Here is a 16453-nt window from a genome sequence, read left to right as displayed (position 1 = left end):
TTTGGGGGGGATAGTGTTGAAAAACTCATGGTGAGGAGTGAAGGTGTTGCCAAACCACTTCGACATGCGTGCGGCTTTCTTACCTCAGGAGGATAAGGCAGGCGCTCCGGGAGATATCAGTTTCGCCATTTTGCGGAGATTTTGGGCAGCTGCGGCGAGATGAAACTCATCACGGGCACCGTTTGGTCCTCTGAGCCTCAACCGATCGATCTTCAAAATGCGCTTGAGGTGAGCAAACAGCATTTCGACCTTCTTTCGTTCTCGTCTGGAGACAATATAGGCGTCGGTTAAGGCAATCTCGCGGGCCATATCACGAGCGCCTTCATGGACGGAGCGCAGAACCTTACGACTGGGCTGATCGGGGCAGCATTTTGGTTTGAGAGTGCATACGTCGCACGCGAGTTTCGACGAACGGTATCGAAGGAGGTTGTCGGGAGGGGTGTTTGATCGATCCGAGTTGATCTTGCGCCACTGCTGCTTCAGTTCCTGTCCGCCTGGACAGACGTAAAGATCGTGCACGTGGTCATATGTGAAATCTCGGCGTTCGAAAGTCCCGTCCTGCCGGGCAGATTTGTCGAAGACCGGAATGTGAGGTTCTATGCCACGCTCATGAACCAGCCACGCAAGATTTTCAGCGGATCCATAAGCTGTATCCGCTGCAAGCCTTTCGGGCCATATTCCAAATGTTTCCTGCGTACGCTCTATCATTCGGCGTTGCGCCGTAACCTCGGCCTGCCGGATGGCTGTCGTGGTTTCTACATCCATGATGACAGCCGATTTAAGGTCGATGAGGTAATTTGTGCAGTAGGCATAATAAGCAAGGCCACCGCTTGCAGCGTTCCAACGTGCCGCAGGATCGACCGGAGAGAGATATTTTGGTTGTACGGGCGTAGCAGATCCAAATGCAGCATCGTCCAGCACCGAGAAATACTCCAGCACAGCACGATGGGCTGCCTCGATTGGCAGCTTGTCTGGGCTCGGAACACTGCGTGCCGATTAGCGTCGGCCTTGATCGTGCTGGCATCGACCGCAAAGCCTTCACCGCCCACCAGCCCCTTGGCGATGCACTGCCGGACGGTCATTTCGAACATTTAGCGAAGCAGATCACTCTCCCGGAAGCGTCCGTGCCGGTTTTTCGAGAATGTCGAATGATCAGGCACAGGGCCATTGAGACCAAGGCCACAGAACCACCGGTAGGCCAGGTTAAGATGGACTTCTTCACATAGCCGTCGCTCGGATCGAATACCCATCACGTAGCCAACGATTAACATCCTGATGATCAGCTCGGGATCGATTGAAGGCCGCCCCGTGCCGCTGTAAAATGGGCGAAGATGCTCACGCAGGCCGTCCAGATCAACAAAGCGATCAATTGAACGCAAAAGGTGGCCAGCTGGCACATGATCTTCAAGACGGAACTCGTAGAACAGTGCCTCCTGTATTTTCGTTCGATCACCCATCATTTACAGGTTCCTCCAGCGAAGAGTGAATCAGTGCTTCACTCTCAAAGCAAGCGCGACTTTTTCAACACTATCGGGGGAGAGCTGACTGTCCGTTCAGCAGGGAAATAAAGTAGAGTTTTACTGTTATCCCCCTCTTTCGTCTTCTTTTATTATTTAACGTGACGCCTGAGTAATATTGTTATAATTCAGATAAAAAGGACATTCTTCTTGATTTTTAACGATCCATTTATGTAGTTCACTTTTGTTTATCCCTATCTCGTGCTCAAAAGCCTCTGATGGGACAATGTAATTTTCTCCAGATACTACAATATTGTAGTCGACACCTGCAGGTACAGTATCTCTTTCAGAGATAGTGTATGGATTAAGAATCCTTATATGCCCATCATTTTCGTTTTCATTAATAATGGTATTTTTTTGGAAGTATCTTCTTCTCCATGAAATAGTTAATCCTTCAATATGTGGATTCAATATGGGAACGTCTGTTTTTCCGAATACATAATCATGAAACTGATTAATACCTTTTAATGCCGACGAGAACATAGATAAAATAATATCTGTATTATATTTCGTGGCTGACATCTCTTTTATAGATATGAGCTTAACAATCTTATATAAAACATATATTGAACGAATAGCTATACTTATATTTATTTCTAATTCTTTTTTTCCGTGCCCCATTATGAATTTTGACTCTAAATTCCCCCCAGAAAAACTAATATTATTATGGTTGTGTATAAGTATATTCCTAATGCACGTTAATATTCTATAAATCCGACTAATGCATTTTTCGAAATTACTATTATTTGGCATTCTATTGTACTTATCTATAAATGAGCGACCTATAGTCTCTGGATGTTTTATATCTACCCACGCATCAAATATCTGATAGTACAAGCTATTTATAACATATATGCTCGGACTCATTCTATTATATAGACTAAATCCATAATCAGAATGTATGTTTACAGAGGTGATTTTTTTCCATCATAATCTACAGTTACATTGTTGATTTCTGGACCAATATCCGGGATATCGAAAGAATCTAGCGCCTGAAGCATTTCTCGTATATAGTTGTTCATAGTATTCCCTATTCTAAATTGGTTAAATTGAGTATAAATCGCTAAAGATGATGGCGATAGGCAGCCTTGCTGGGGGGCGAAATGTCCTCTGACGACTACGGCGTGTCGTCAGTTAAGCCCTGAGTGTGGCGCATAAGGGTTGTACTTTGTGGCTGCGTGTGCTGACTGTTTTCCCGGTTTTTGAGGGGAGACAGAAGAATGCGGCGCTATGGTTTGCGCGACGACCAGTGGGAGCGGATAAAGGATCTTCTTCCCGGCCGCGAAAGTCATGTCGGCGGCACAGCGGCGGACAACCGTCTGTTCGTGGAGGCGGTGCTGTATCGCTATCGCGCGGGCATTCCATGGCGCGACCTTCCTGCCCGTTTCGGGGACTGGAAAAATGTGCACCGACGTCTGCGCCGCTGGTGTGAAAGCGGTGTCATCGAACGGATATTTCGTTATCTGGCCGCTGATCACGACAACGAATACATGATGATCGACAGCACAATTGTCCGGGCGCATCAGCATAGCGCCGGCGCCCTGAAAAAGGGGGGCAGGATCAGGCCATCGGGCGATCCCGGGGTGGTCTGACGACAAAAATTCATGCCATCTGCGATGCTCTGGGCAACCCGGTGGAACTCAGCATCACACCGGGACAGGATGCCGATATCACCCAGGCAGAACCACTTCTGGAAAACATCGACCCTAATGCTTTCCTTGCTGACAAGGCGTATGACGCGGACAGGTTGATCGATCGGCTGATACAGCGCGGAATTACCCCGGTCATCCCGCCAAAACGCAACAGAGCGACCCAACGGGAAACAGACTTCGCTCTCTACCATGAACGGAACCTTGTTGAGAGGTTCTTCAATAAACTCAAGCAGTTTCGCGCTATCGCAACCCGCTACGATAAACTGAAATCGACCTTCCTCGCAGCCGTGCAGTTCGCCTCAATCATCATCCTGCTTAACTGACGACACGCCGTAGAAAAACAAGAATCTGCTATTTTATTACGTGATGCTTAGGCTGGCTACCTTTTATAGCTTTTGAATGCTGTAGATCTCTTGAAGCCCGTTCAAGACTTCCAGAAGGTGAATTGCTCGCCGCTTCAGTTCAATCTTCAATAGCCGGATAGCTCTCATATGGCAGGAAATAGTTATCGATGGTCTCTGTGTAGATACTATGGTGAGTTTGTTCCATGGACTCTTTTGTGATTTCAGTGACCGTCAGGTCAGAATCATCTTTCATATTTCGAGCAACGATGACCTCAACTGTTGTGAGATCGTGATGCGTACCTATAAGGGCAATATTATTGATTCCTCCGAAATCTGGAGCCTTGCCGCCCAATTCCTCGACTCCTTCGTGAAAGGCAAACCAATCAGGATTACTGCGTCCATTTTTCAACTGCACTTCGTATAGGTGTTTGCCTGAATAATTCTTCATCTGCCTAGCCATTGTGCCCTCGTAATCAGCGATACCACCTAATCTTGATAATGTGCGATTTACGAAAAGTCGCGCAAAGATTGCTACATTGAGAAGAAGTGATAGCTAGGTGAGCATGTCCGCTTTGTGGTTCGCTTGGTAATGGCCCCTACGTTCCAGTAGAAGGCGACTGCGGCCACTGCACTTTCACATCTCCCTCTTATTTGCCCCTCTTTCAGGCGTGGTCTGCTTTTGCTTTCCCAACAATGTCATCGCCAGTTCCAATTGTTCTGCCTGCATGGCCTGACGCACTGCCAGATTTTGTGACACAAGGCAGCTCCGGAGCAACCGTCTCTGCTTCAGAGCTGCCTGAACACCGTCCATTTCAAAATGTGCTCTCACAGCCTCCTGGCGCGCTTGGGCAAGTTCCCGTGTCTTTTCTTCAATCCTCTGCCTTGCAGCCTGTGCCGTTAAAGGCGGAATCTCGACCCTCACACCAAACAAAATAGCCAGAAAACGCATAATCAGTGCCGCCAATAATGCGGCCAGTTTCTCTTCACCTGTCTGGCTTTCCAGCTTATGCACCTCATGCAGATACGGACGTGCCAATAACTCAGCACGACAGTCCGAACGTTTCCACGGCGGACGGATCACATCCGCCAGCTTTTTCATTGATGTTTGATAGGCGGATGTTTCAGGGAGTGGCGGCAAAGTCTCCCCCCTGCCAGACCACCGTCTGGGCAGGGTAGCGGTCATGGGTCGGTCCTGCTCATCCATCAGTTCTTCCAGGTCCTGTCGCCGCAGGCGCAAAACCCTGTGCAGAGCCAGATGATAGCCTTCGGCATTTTCAATCAACCATACGCCAGGTTTGTCGCCCTGCGTGACCAGATATCCTCTCTCTCCAGCACGCTCGACAAACGTCTGCAACACGCAACCCGTCTCCTGCCAGAGCTGTCGAAGTTCGGCTCGCATGGCTGGCAGCACCGAATGACCCGCCCGTCTTTTGGTCGTCTGGTGCGCCGCATCCGTAAAGGTCGCCTGAAGCAGCACCTGTTCTCCCCAGAAAGCCTGCTTAAGATGGGCAGCAGCCTGTTTCATGGCTGCGTGTGGTGATGCTTCCAGATGCTGGATCACCTTGTCATTATGTTTGCCTGACGTCAGAGGATGCCCCCATGCCAGTTCGCATAACCGCGCGACTTTTTCATTCCGTATTTTTATGAAACGAGAGTCCAGAACCCGTTGGGTTTCCAGACACTCAGCAAACACCATGTGGCGATGTCGTTCAAACCCCAGACCACCCGCCCGTGGCTTTTGATGCTCCACAATCAAAAGGGGGGCTTCCGCACCGAACTCCCGTTGATATGCTAACTGACAGTCTTCAAACTGCTTCGGGGTAATTTCCAGCTCCGGATTAAGCATGACATGCCGTAACCCATACCCGCATCCATGACTGACAGCATCCAGAACAGCTTGATTAAGATTGAACTTCTGCCCCTCAATGATCCGGACGTCTTCATTCTCATCCGTACGCATCAGGTGTCGCCACAAACCATGCCATGAATCTGCGGCCACGATCCGCGTGGCTTTGATAATCATGTCCGTATCTTTCGCAGGAGCTTGCGCAGACGGGCGTTATGACTATTCACCCCATGCAACGTCTCCACAATGTCCGACATATCCACTGACCCACCCCCGTTCAGGGTATGGGCAATCTGGTTCAGGTTGTTACCAATCCCGGATAACTGACGGGCCAAAGACTGCATCTCAACGGCTAGTCGCCCGTATTCCCCGCCAGTGCCAAGAGAGACCAGTATGAGGTCACGCATCCAGCACGAGATCGTCATGTCGCCCGCCCCTGCTGCCGCCTGAACCTTCTCATACTCTATCGTGGACAAACGAATACGCAGGTCATGATGACGTCCTTCCGTTCTGGCGGACTGTTTTTTAGGTCGTCTCTGGCGAACCTGAGCAGGCGCTGTTTGAGACATGGGCATCCTCCACAACAACAAGGGGGTCCACGGGGGGAAGCACTGCTTTCCCCTTGGTCAGTTTGCCAATCAGTAGACACAACGTGTCCGCTGGTTAGCACGGCTGGCTCTATTATAAATGAGATCGTTGCTTAGAACATAAAACCGGCACTTTGCCTTGATGCTTGGAACCTTGCTTAGCACACATCCGGTTGCCACATATGCCGCATCATAGATGCAACCCAGCATCATCGTTGTGCGTTGAGTGTCCGAAAAACGGTCGTTTGTGAAAACTTGTCAAGCAACCGCCAACAGAGGGCACGGCCATTGTCCCGCAAACGTGCTTTTTGGCACGCTATACTCCGCCCCTGACCGTGCGCCAGACAGTACTTCTGCTCACCCGAAAAATTTTTGCAATTTCGGCTAGAGACCGTCCTGCCTGGTTCAACTCACAGACATGCTTCCTTTGCCGGGATGTCAGAATAGGGCATCTTCCTAGCCGCTTCCCGGCCTGACGTGCGGCTTCCAGACCAGCTCTCGTCCGCTCCCGGATAATCTCTCGTTCAAACTGGGCAAAGCCTGCAAGAATGGTCAAAAAGAGCTGACCATTGGGCGTGCCAGTTTCAATCCCAATATTCAGTATCCGCACGCGAACGCCGTTTTCTGTAAGGCTTCGTACCAGCCCCATGACATCAACCGTGTCACGACCAAGGCGATCCAGACGCGCCACGACCATACTGTCCCCATCCCCCAGCCGGTTCAATAAAGAGGACAGCCCAGGACGTTCCACCGCAGGAATGCGCCCAGAAACAGTATCGGTGATGATCTCCTCCAGCCCCTCCCTTCTCAGTTCCAGAAGCTGGGAATCATGACTCTGTTCATCGGTGGAAATGCGAGCGTAACCATAACGCGCCATCGTTTGTGTCTCCTTATGTAAACGGGACACATTTTTGAGACGCCATTTCACCCTATTCGTAATTCGAAAGCCTTCTGTCCCAAAAACGACGGATTGTGAACAGAATATCGCACACTCATACTATGGTAGCACCAATGCCAACGCCTAAAATATTCTACGCCGCTCTGCTGAGTATTGCTCTTCCGGGTTTGTGCTTCGCCTCGCCCGCTTTCCCCATCATTTACAAAGGTTCAATGGGGAATGGACAAGGTGAACTGACTATAACGGCTCCAAATGAAGCGTCTTTAAGTGTTGTCGGTCATATGTGTGGCGGTGGTGTTGACCACGCCCGGTTGGCTCAACAAGGAGAACAACTGGTTCTGACATATCCCAATGGAGATAAGCAGACCGAATGCAAAGTTGTCTTCACGACAAAGGGCAAACGCATCGTCACCTCGACCGAAGACAAATGCATGGAATGGCATGGTGGTGCATGTGGCTTTGACCTCGCACACCTGACACAGCAGTAACCTTCAATGCAGAACCAGCGACTTCCATGACAAAAATTGTCATGCCCAAATTACAGCCAAATTCACTTAACACCATCATACGCAGAGGATAGAAATGGATTTCACAATTGATGGCAATCCAGTCTGGTTCCATGGCATAACAGGCACTGTTAAAGGATTGCGAAACTGGAGTTCTTCAGATGTAAGCTCATCCGGTGGTGGAGGCTTTGTGACGAAAGAGGGGGGGTATATTGCATCGCCCAAAATCACAACTACTGTTAATCAGCATCAGAAATTTTGGATTGCAACGACAGATGGTCACGAAAAAGAAATAAGCAACCCCAACCTTCATTGTCGTGATGGCCACAACGTCTCTCTTATTTGGGGAGCTGACAAAGACAGAAAAGATGGAAGTTATTTAATATTCAAAAACCACTCCACACAAGAAGTTTATTTATTTCCTGGAGGAGCTTATTCATTCAAATCAATTGCAAAAATTACAGCATACCAGATATTAATATCAGTGGCATTTTTTATCGATGTCGTAGTTCTAATAATTCTATCAAATGAATATAATATCAATTTTGATAGTGTTTCCCGTTTTTTTATCCGTTTTTCATGTTTTGGTTCTCTAATTTTACTTATAGCCCTCATAGTATCATTTTTTATTAATAGAACTAATTTTAGGTCAAGAAATAAAATATATTCTTCTTTCGCAGAATCTCTATTGCAAAATAAGTAATTTATGCAGTCAATATCTTAATAATTCCACTCAATGTACTATAGAGACCACTAACGTGACATTGCCCCATGCCTGTTGGCGAATGTATTTTCTTCTGTCACTCACCACTTTAACGTCCTGTTCAGGCATGGTTGTCGATGGTCAGTTCACTCCTATGGGACAACCCACTGGCAGCTTCCAGTATTTTGGACACAGGTTTGATATTACTCCCGTATTCGGAAAAACAGACTGGTTTATATTGCGCGGCACGCACAGTATTCTGGATTCAGAATTGCATGACGTGCATATAGTTATGCAAAGAACCTATCCTGACGAGAGCATTATCGTCATTCAGGGGCAACGCTATCCCGGTGATTATCTACCAACATGGGAAATCCTTACAGCTAAACAGCACAGCTTACATGTCAGCCTTATTCCGGCGAGTGGTGGCAATCCACCTTTCTCATTTGTTTATAATCAAGATGGACTGGAAATTCATTCATCTGATGGGCCTGGTTTATTTTTCCGTGATCAGACTTTTTATTCCCTCCCTCGTTACAGAAACGCCGTACAGCGCATAGAACATCGTACACGTGCCCATTACACACCTCCTCATTCTCCATCTTCCAACAGCTCACGCCTTCATTTTGTTGATGATGTCGGGAAGGTAACTGGATCTGGCATTAGAGGATTGGACACACAAAACCAATCCATCAACCTTCAGAACTGACCGCCATGCCATCACCAATGGATAAGCCAGCAGGTTATGTGCCATGGATCACTGGCATCACATTCATTTATCTGATTTTTGAACTGTCATTCAACGCACGGCTGCTGGATGTCATAGGATGTGCTGGCGACAGCAATGCTATTCACAATATCGAAAACTGGGGTCGCATCCTATCTGGAATGGCCGTGACAATTCTTGTCTGGGGCACACTCGTCATGCCTCGTACACGCATCCCCATCGGACTACGTCTGGTTCTAATGGGCGTCACATGCATTCTGTGCACCAGCACAGTTTATAATCTGGAAGAAAAACTGGTTGTGCATCTTGTTGACCTCTCTACAGGAGAACAACGCAAAGAAGCTGTGACGATCAACTTTGTCACAAATGGCCTTCAAAAGGGCAACCTCACTCTCTCAGGCCTACCTTTAGCAATTGGCACTATGGCATCCCCCTCCGAAAAGCAGGTTATGGCCATATTGCCGTTTTATATTCTCTCCATCGACAATCTAGACGTAAAAATTACCGATGGTCTTTTGGCGGCCATTCACAATAGTCTGGTTAATAACGGAGGCGATGCACAAACGCTCTTCGATAAAGGTTACAAACCCTTCGTCAATCATATGCATGACCTATTCCAACAATATGCCTCGCTAGAAACGCACCATGCACGCAACCCATCCGAGGGACAGATAATATATCAACAGCATCTAAGGGAGATTTTTGGTGATCTTCCGAACCACATATACGAACGATTCAGTGATTTTTTCATGTCTCCTGAAATTCAGGGCCAAGCACGCCAAGCATTAGGGATAGATCAGGCCAATAACATTTCCATTGCCCCTCATCTCAACCCTGTTTCTTTCCGCCTTATTTTATGGCCTCAGATCATCAGTTACAAAACACAAGACACATATGAAAAAACGGTTAATCACCCAGCATCAGATTATGAGGACAATGGCCCACAAGCCGCCAACGGGCGTGACGCTATGGAAGCCATTATCGCGCCTCCTATCGCCTTATTTTTTTCTGTTCTTGGAGCGCTGACCCATATTTTCAAAAGCTTCAATTATTTTCTTCAATGGCGCATCCCCACGCTGCGTTTCCGAAAAACAATACTGGTCAGCGCTTTAGCTTTGACCGCTTTTGTGATTGGTCAGCAGTCCAATACCGTTGTCAGAGAACCATTATACCAAATGATGGTCTCCTCCGTATCTACTTACTATTCACATGGAAACCTGATTGGCGCAGCCATTACGTGGCTCATAAAAATGCAAGCTATTTTTTACCCACTTAACGAAACAATCCGGCGAACACTATTACTCGGCATGTCCTTCGGCGCATAAATCAACCCATTACGCACTGATAACACGGTGGATCGTTGACTTACTGACCTTGAATAAAAGAGCGACTGCTCGCAAAGGCATTCCTTCATCAAGCAGACGCCGCACATGTGTTTTCTGACGTTCCGTCAGAGAACAGGGACGTCCCAGTTTTCTCCCGGCAGCTCTTACCGCGTCCAGTCCAGCACGTGTCCTTTCCCTGATCAGTTCACGTTCAAATTCCGCTATAGCCATCAGGATCGTCAAAAACATTCTTCCATTGGCCGTCCCGGTTTCCGCTCCGACATTGAGAATACGTACACGGATACCTTGCTCATCCAACTCACGCAGGAGCGCCAATACGTCCATCGTATCACGCCCCAATCTATCAAGACGGGCGACAACAAGACTATCTCCCGGCCCCAGGCGCCCCAGTAAGGTGGACAGTTCAGGTCGAGCACGCGCGGGCACGGCTCCTGACACGACTTCAGTAATGATCGTTTCTATACCCTCACGCTGTAACGCAAGAATCTGAGGCTCATTGACCTGAGCCTCCGTTGAGACCCTCGCATATCCATACCGCGCCACGCCCATTCCCCCTCAGCATCCCATCTGACATCCGATCGACGCAGAATGTCACTCTCCAGAACACCTCTTTATCGAGCCAAAACGCAATTGTAAACATATTTGGTTCCATATTGCTTTATTTATGTATATTTATGAGCGATTTTTCGGTGTCAGATACCCATGTCCATTTGACAACCAACATGGAAGCTGCAATTTTAGCGCAACATGGAAGTGCGGACGCAAACACGTCTCACAACCGACAAGGATGATTGAAATGTCCATTCTGCTGGCTTCACAATGCAGAGCCGCGCGCGCCATGCTTGGACTCTCCCAAAAGGAGCTTGCTCAAAAAGCCGAAGTCGGCTCCAGAACACTGGCTGATTTTGAAACGGGAACACGATCACCACACCCTCGTACCCTGAAGGCGATCCGCGAGACTCTTTGCTCGCTCGGGATTATTTTTCTGGACGCTGAAGGTAGCCTTGGTCCTGGCCTGCGCCTGGATTGCGAAAAGTCATTCACAACCTTTTTTCCACCAGGCATGGAACTGGAAACACTATTCACCGCAGAAGAGTAAAATATTATCTACGCGACCGAACTGAACTTATTGAGCGACATGACTATGTTGTTTGAGCCAAAGTGCGAAGGCCTCTTCAGTCATCGCCCCGGATGCTAAAGCGACAACCGTTTCAACAGCCTCGGACGCGGCAACATGAACACGGAAACCATTCACGCGTAAAAAGAGAATACAGCAACTCCATGCTGTCCTCTTGTTGGCATCATTAAAAGGATGGTTGCAGGCAATACCATACGCATAGGCTGCGGCCAGCGTCGTCGCGTCCGGCAAATTCCCCTCGGCGTAGTGCCAACGGTTTTCTGCGCGCGCCAAAGCACTCAGCAATAAGTGCTCACTTTTAAGACCGTGCGTGCCACCATATTCCCGTAAAGCCTGATCATGCATGAAGAGAACGACATCAGACTCAAGGAACTCGGGAACCATCAACGTTTTGCCAGTTCCTGAAGAACGTCAGCCTGTTCGCGCAACGTGTCCCGCGCCATCTGTATCTGGCGCTCCAGCTTGAGATTGCGTTTGACGAGTTTGATTCCGTCCGCCATTTCCACCAACGTCAATTCCTGGCCGACTTCCAGACCAAGACGAATACGGGTCTCAGCGGGAAGAGTAATGCCGACGGAATTCCCCTGTTTGCGAACAACCACTGTTTCCATGACATACCTCCGTATTACATACCGTCATACTATGGTGTACCTCCTGCCAATAGCAAGAACAATCCGCTGGCCTACCTTCACATCATCTTCCATCGCTATCGCATAATCATCATCGTCAATATCTTCGAAGTGCATAACCCAATGATCAGGTGCAGGTTTTACGTGAAAATGCAGTTGATTCCGCTTTAAACAGACAGGGTCTTCAAGCATCAGCACCTCATGAAATCCACGTCTTTTAATACGTATAGAAAAAATTGACATGGATTTACCCTAAACCGGCTTCAAACCTTGCCCTGCTACCATCGCCTCTTTAAAAAAAGATGTAATGTTTCTAAACGATGGATTATTTTTTATGACTGTAATTTTAGATAACGCGAACCATCCTAACATCGAATACATCCTCGATTTCTGGCATAAATGTGAATTTTTTCTTCCATTTGAACTACAACGCGCCGTCCTTGACGTTAAAAAAGAAGACAAATGGTCAATCAAAAGTCTTGGACTGTCAGAGTTATCCCAGAACAACACCTCCATATGGAATTTTTCACCACCTCCCGAAAAGGAAATCGTTGGCTTCGACATCTATATCGGTGTCTTCGATAAATCCGAGATAGCCAATCGTGTTCAGAAAGTTCTTGGTGTCTCGGAAGGTCTCGAAGCCATCGAGGAAGACGAACTCAGAAAGCTTGAAGGACCGACCTGCATGGCGCGGATCGGCGTGGATAACAATGGAGCGCCTATTTTTAGTTCAGTAGCGATTTCGACAGTCTCATGGGCACTTGGGAGCTGTCGTGAAAATCTGAGTCTGGACAAGCTGGATATTGATAATTTTGAAGATGATGTACGCTGGCTCAAACAGTCTCTCCTGGAATTTAACCATGACATGCCTTCCGATAGTGAAAGTGGCCAACCCACTCCTCTCTCGGGTTCAGATCTACTTAGGCTCCTTGAGATTTTTGTTTCCTGGTCAAAAGAATGGCCAGGCCCTGTCAGTCAGACTTTCTCCAAGGGACCAGCGCTTGTCATCAAAGCAAAAACAGCCAAACCACGAAAACAGGCATTTGTTGGGAACAAAGAAAACTCTGCCAGAACTCTTTCAGAGGGCCGCGATGAAACAGATGAAGAGGAAGTTGTTGACCCCCACCCTCAGTCAGATGCTGATATCGACATCCTGAACAGTTTTTATGCACGAGATATTGCCCGCGTCATTAGATCCATAAAGCAAGGATCAAAAGCTGGGTTGGTCAGCGCATATCTCGCGAAACCAGACATACAAAAACGGGTAGATCTCTATACATCAAAGGGATTGCAAAAAATCATGGAGGGACTTGAACCTTCCAAGCTTCCTGCAGCACACTGGCCATCCGACCCCATGCATGCCATGAGTCTGATGCAACAGTTTGCACTCAATACACTGCTTGGCACTCTGCAGGATGGAGATATTTTTTCCATCAACGGACCTCCTGGAACAGGCAAGACAACCCTGCTTCGGGATATTTTTTCAGAACTGATGACAAGACGGGCAAGAGTTTTATCACGCCTGACTCGAGCCAAAGATGCATTCCAGAAAAAAACAAAAGTCGATTTTGATAATGGACAGGAGACAAGCACTCTCAATCTTCTCAATGATGATCTGACCGGTTACGAGATGGTTGTTGTCTCTTCAAACAATGCAGCAGTCGAAAATCTTTCTAAAGATATCCCAAAAGCATCAGCTATCGGAGAATTCTGGAGAGCAGAAGGGAACGATGCGCCCGTTAGTTACCTCCAGCAGGTAGCACATAATATTGCTTCACGTCGCTCCGACGGGAAATATGAAAAGCTGAAAACTGATGACATTCCGTGGGGGCTGTTTGCAGCGGCGCTTGGTCGATCCCAGAACAGGCGTCACTTTCAGTCGGGACTGCAATTTGACGGCACCCCCGCAGGCAAGTCGCAGGAATGCAAACTCCCACCGAATTACGATCCGGATTTTCAGCAATCCATTTGGAACTGGCGGAAAAAACACAAGAGCATATCGTTTGAAACAGCAAGGAAAGCCTTTATCAAAGCTGATAACGCAGTAGCTGAACGCATTGCTTATCTGGAAGATTATAAAAAACTCCACACTCCCGAAAGTAATCTATCTGAGGAAGACTTCTGTCTTCCATTGCAACAAGCATTTGATAGAGCCACTCTGGAATATAATGATGTCTTGATGGAATTCAATTCCATCAAATACAGACTTAATCAAGCCGAAGCTCAACTTAAAACTCTTGCACAACAAGAAGAGTTAATTCTAACCACCTCTCCGCAGGGCTTTTTCGAGAAACTTTTCAAAAAAGAGGAGAAGAAAAAGTGTGACAAAGCACTTTCGGACACTCGTAACCTAAAAAAAGAAGAACTCAAAAAAATCTATGACCTCCGAAACAATCTGGAAGAAGCGAGATCAAAACTTACAACCATCGAATCTTCTGTAACGACAACCCGCGACAATCTGACCGAAGGGCAAGTCTCATGGAGAGAAACGCAAGACGAACTTCACAAATTCCGACAACTATTCCCGTCTATTCGTTTCCCTTCGGATGAAGTTGATCTTGAACAGGATAATTGGCAAACAGACGGTTTGTGGTACGATGCAAACCTGAACAGACTTCGCTCCCAGCTTTTTGCCGCAGCCATGACCTTGCACGAAGAATGGCTTTATGAGGTGACACAAAATAATGGTGGTTTTGGCGGCAATCTTGTGGCCATTACCAAACTGCTTGGAGGAGGAAGACTCAGCAACCCGAAGGAAGATGCTCTTCCCATATGGCAAAGCCTCTTTATGGTTGTTCCTGTCATTTCCAGCACATTTGCATCGATTGCAACCCAGTTCAGAGATCTTGGCGAAAGCTCTCTAGGGTGGCTCTTTGTTGATGAAGCAGGACAAGCTATCCCACAAGCTGCTGTTGGCGCTCTCTGGAGATCAAAACACGCTGTTGTGGTTGGTGACCCGATGCAGATCGAACCTGTATTTACCGTCCCTCCCAAACTGGTCAGCCTGCTTGCGCAACATAGTGGCTTAAACTCCCCAGATCCTGAAGTTCCCATTTTTTCACCATCTCATACATCTGTGCAGGTACTTGCTGATCGCATCAATGCAACCGGTGCCTACATAGAAAATAATGGTACAAAACAATGGGTTGGTTGCCCTTTGCGTGTTCATAGACGCTGTGCTGACCCGATGTTCTCTATTGCAAATTCGATCGCCTATAATGGGAAAATGGTTTTCCACGGATACAATAAACCTGAGAGTCGACTTCCTCCTGCCAATAGCTTCGACCTCGGCCAGAGCTCATGGATCACCCTTGATGGTTCAACATCAGACCATCAGGTCGTGACAGAACAGATTGACTTTACGCTGAAAGCGGTAAGAGAGGTTCTACACCTTACCGGTGATCTGCCAGATTTTTATATCATTTCACCCTTCCGTCGTATCAAGACCGCTCTTATCGAAACCCTAGGCAATCTTGACAATTGGGAAATGGGGAGCAGCAACTATCTGCCTAAAACTGCACTGACGAAATGGTGTCGTGAGAGAATTGGTACTGTTCACACCTTTCAAGGAAAGGAAGAAAGCACGGTTCTTATGGTGCTTGGGTGCGATAAAGCAACTGCGGGTGCGGCTCAATGGGCCGCCAGCAAGCCCAATCTCTTGAATGTTGCATTGACCAGAGCAAAACATAGATTCTTCATGATTGGTGATCCTGAAATCTGGGGTGGTCTACCACATTTTTCCGTGGCATCTGAACAGGATCTACCACGCATTACACCTAAAGAATTTATGCGTAGGATCGAAATCGCCTGCGAAAAGGAGAATGCAGGTTAAACCAACCTGATGTTTATATCTGGCTTTTTTGCCCCGGTTGTCAGGAAGCCGGGGCCATATTCTTATTTCTACGTGAACGGTTTTCAACATATACGCTCTCAATATCTGGCTCAATATCAAGACTCACCAGTCGTGAAGCAACGCTGGGAACTGTTCGGCCTATTTCAGAACCACTCTGTTCAAGAGTTGAACCTTTGAACCACAGAGCAGCCAGATCCTTGTCATGAGCTTCTGTCCAACGAGTGCCCATATTGGCCGGTTTGGTTGTCGTGATAGCCGAAACACTGCGATGAGCAACGCCTGATGGTACATTGTGCGTTGTATCCGTTTGTGATGCTTTAACCTGACCAAAAACATCTATGATCCCGGAGAGAATTTTCCACTTGTCTAAAGTCATAGCAAGAAGAGGCGACCTGTCAGCATAAAGAGCCACCTTCTCTCCCTCATGCTTTAATTCATACGCTACCTCATCAACAGTCCAAGACATAGATTGCAACCGAGGTGATTTATTACACATATGTTTCGTCCAAACAAAAGTAAAATTTCAAAATATTTTTCTAATGTCGAATATAAACCCCGAATATTATTGAATTAAACAGGATTTATAATCGCTGCTTTACCTTCATCACATCATCCGCCACCGCTATCACGTGGAGGGTTCGAAGAACCATGAATTACAGACGTCTTTGCCCGATTTTAGGGGCAGTAGGCTGGCATTGAAGGTTCTG

General features: G+C 47.5%; 18 protein-coding genes and 1 pseudogene. 8 read left to right on the top strand and 11 right to left on the bottom strand.

Annotated features, from left to right (window positions below; all coding sequences use genetic code 11):
• Positions 1-84: 84 nt before the first annotated feature.
• Positions 85-1460: pseudogene (locus AB2L51_RS13385) on the bottom strand (transposase).
• Between the two features lie 153 nt (positions 1461-1613).
• Entirely contained in the window at positions 1614-2138 is a 525-nt protein-coding gene (locus AB2L51_RS13380; RefSeq protein WP_395582734.1) for a hypothetical protein, read from the bottom strand.
• Positions 2139-2737: 599 nt separating this feature from the next.
• Between AB2L51_RS13380 and AB2L51_RS13375 the strand changes: the two genes are divergently transcribed.
• Positions 2738-3492 (top strand): IS5 family transposase gene (locus AB2L51_RS13375; protein ID WP_395582735.1). Its coding sequence is split into 2 segments (ribosomal slippage): positions 2738-3077 and positions 3077-3492, totalling 756 coding nucleotides; the frame shifts between segments, so codons are not numbered across the junction.
• A gap of 139 nt (positions 3493-3631) precedes the next feature.
• On the opposite strand, the gene AB2L51_RS13370 is transcribed toward AB2L51_RS13375, so the two are convergent.
• Both AB2L51_RS13370 and AB2L51_RS13365 read right to left on the bottom strand, forming a co-directional pair.
• Complete coding sequence (locus tag AB2L51_RS13370; RefSeq protein WP_395582736.1) at positions 3632-3961, bottom strand: hypothetical protein; 330 nt, start codon at positions 3959-3961, stop codon at positions 3632-3634.
• A 186-nt stretch (positions 3962-4147) separates the two neighbouring features.
• A complete protein-coding gene (locus AB2L51_RS13365; protein WP_400922333.1) occupies positions 4148-4870 on the bottom strand; it encodes a hypothetical protein in 723 nt (240 codons plus the stop codon).
• A 57-nt stretch (positions 4871-4927) separates the two neighbouring features.
• Between AB2L51_RS13365 and AB2L51_RS13360 the strand changes: the two genes are divergently transcribed.
• On the top strand, positions 4928-5053 hold the full coding sequence (locus tag AB2L51_RS13360; RefSeq protein ID WP_400922331.1) for a hypothetical protein: 126 nt from the start codon (positions 4928-4930) through the stop codon (positions 5051-5053).
• A 479-nt stretch (positions 5054-5532) separates the two neighbouring features.
• Here AB2L51_RS13360 and AB2L51_RS13355 read toward each other — a convergent pair whose 3' ends face one another.
• Both AB2L51_RS13355 and AB2L51_RS13350 read right to left on the bottom strand, forming a co-directional pair.
• Positions 5533-5928: a MobC family plasmid mobilization relaxosome protein gene (locus AB2L51_RS13355; protein ID WP_395582738.1), complete on the bottom strand. Its 396-nt coding sequence runs from the start codon at positions 5926-5928 to the stop codon at positions 5533-5535.
• Between the two features lie 334 nt (positions 5929-6262).
• The gene (locus tag AB2L51_RS13350) at positions 6263-6823 is read right to left on the bottom strand and encodes a recombinase family protein (RefSeq protein WP_395582739.1); all 561 of its coding nucleotides are present in this window, start codon (positions 6821-6823) and stop codon (positions 6263-6265) included.
• Between the two features lie 134 nt (positions 6824-6957).
• On the opposite strand from AB2L51_RS13350, the gene AB2L51_RS13345 reads away from it, so the two are divergent.
• The 4 genes from AB2L51_RS13345 (at position 6958) to AB2L51_RS13330 (ending at position 10105) form a co-directional block, all read left to right on the top strand.
• Positions 6958-7332: a hypothetical protein gene (locus AB2L51_RS13345; RefSeq protein ID WP_395582740.1), complete on the top strand. Its 375-nt coding sequence runs from the start codon at positions 6958-6960 to the stop codon at positions 7330-7332.
• 94 nt (positions 7333-7426) lie between these two features.
• Complete coding sequence (locus tag AB2L51_RS13340; RefSeq protein WP_395582741.1) at positions 7427-8053, top strand: hypothetical protein; 627 nt, start codon at positions 7427-7429, stop codon at positions 8051-8053.
• A 55-nt stretch (positions 8054-8108) separates the two neighbouring features.
• Complete coding sequence (locus AB2L51_RS13335) at positions 8109-8762, top strand: hypothetical protein (protein ID WP_395582742.1); 654 nt, start codon at positions 8109-8111, stop codon at positions 8760-8762.
• A 5-nt stretch (positions 8763-8767) separates the two neighbouring features.
• Complete coding sequence (locus tag AB2L51_RS13330; RefSeq protein ID WP_395582743.1) at positions 8768-10105, top strand: hypothetical protein; 1338 nt, start codon at positions 8768-8770, stop codon at positions 10103-10105.
• Between the two features lie 9 nt (positions 10106-10114).
• Here AB2L51_RS13330 and AB2L51_RS13325 read toward each other — a convergent pair whose 3' ends face one another.
• Positions 10115-10675: a recombinase family protein gene (locus tag AB2L51_RS13325; RefSeq protein ID WP_395582744.1), complete on the bottom strand. Its 561-nt coding sequence runs from the start codon at positions 10673-10675 to the stop codon at positions 10115-10117.
• A gap of 247 nt (positions 10676-10922) precedes the next feature.
• Between AB2L51_RS13325 and AB2L51_RS13320 the strand changes: the two genes are divergently transcribed.
• Positions 10923-11225: a helix-turn-helix transcriptional regulator gene (locus AB2L51_RS13320; protein WP_253531425.1), complete on the top strand. Its 303-nt coding sequence runs from the start codon at positions 10923-10925 to the stop codon at positions 11223-11225.
• Between the two features lie 27 nt (positions 11226-11252).
• On the opposite strand, the gene AB2L51_RS13315 is transcribed toward AB2L51_RS13320, so the two are convergent.
• The 3 genes from AB2L51_RS13315 to AB2L51_RS13305 are packed head-to-tail and all read right to left on the bottom strand — an operon-like array spanning position 11253 to position 12136.
• Positions 11253-11648 (bottom strand): type II toxin-antitoxin system death-on-curing family toxin, encoded by a 396-nt coding sequence (locus AB2L51_RS13315; RefSeq protein WP_395582745.1) that lies wholly within the window; start codon positions 11646-11648, stop codon positions 11253-11255.
• On the bottom strand, positions 11648-11875 hold the full coding sequence (locus AB2L51_RS13310; RefSeq protein WP_395582746.1) for an AbrB/MazE/SpoVT family DNA-binding domain-containing protein: 228 nt from the start codon (positions 11873-11875) through the stop codon (positions 11648-11650). The genes AB2L51_RS13315 and AB2L51_RS13310 overlap by 1 nt, the downstream gene beginning before the upstream one ends.
• Positions 11876-11899: 24 nt before the next feature.
• Entirely contained in the window at positions 11900-12136 is a 237-nt protein-coding gene (locus tag AB2L51_RS13305; protein ID WP_395582747.1) for a hypothetical protein, read from the bottom strand.
• 91 nt (positions 12137-12227) lie between these two features.
• On the opposite strand from AB2L51_RS13305, the gene AB2L51_RS13300 reads away from it, so the two are divergent.
• Positions 12228-15725: a DEAD/DEAH box helicase gene (locus tag AB2L51_RS13300; RefSeq protein WP_395582748.1), complete on the top strand. Its 3498-nt coding sequence runs from the start codon at positions 12228-12230 to the stop codon at positions 15723-15725.
• Between the two features lie 40 nt (positions 15726-15765).
• On the opposite strand, the gene AB2L51_RS13295 is transcribed toward AB2L51_RS13300, so the two are convergent.
• The gene (locus AB2L51_RS13295) at positions 15766-16212 is read right to left on the bottom strand and encodes a hypothetical protein (protein ID WP_395582749.1); all 447 of its coding nucleotides are present in this window, start codon (positions 16210-16212) and stop codon (positions 15766-15768) included.
• Positions 16213-16453 lie beyond the last annotated feature (241 nt).

It is taken from the genome of Acetobacter fabarum, from assembly GCF_040702925.2.
Classification (GTDB): Bacteria; Pseudomonadota; Alphaproteobacteria; order Acetobacterales; family Acetobacteraceae; genus Acetobacter; species Acetobacter fabarum_B.
Note: the sequence above shows the minus strand (reverse complement) of the source record. Positions and strands in the feature narration are given on the sequence as shown.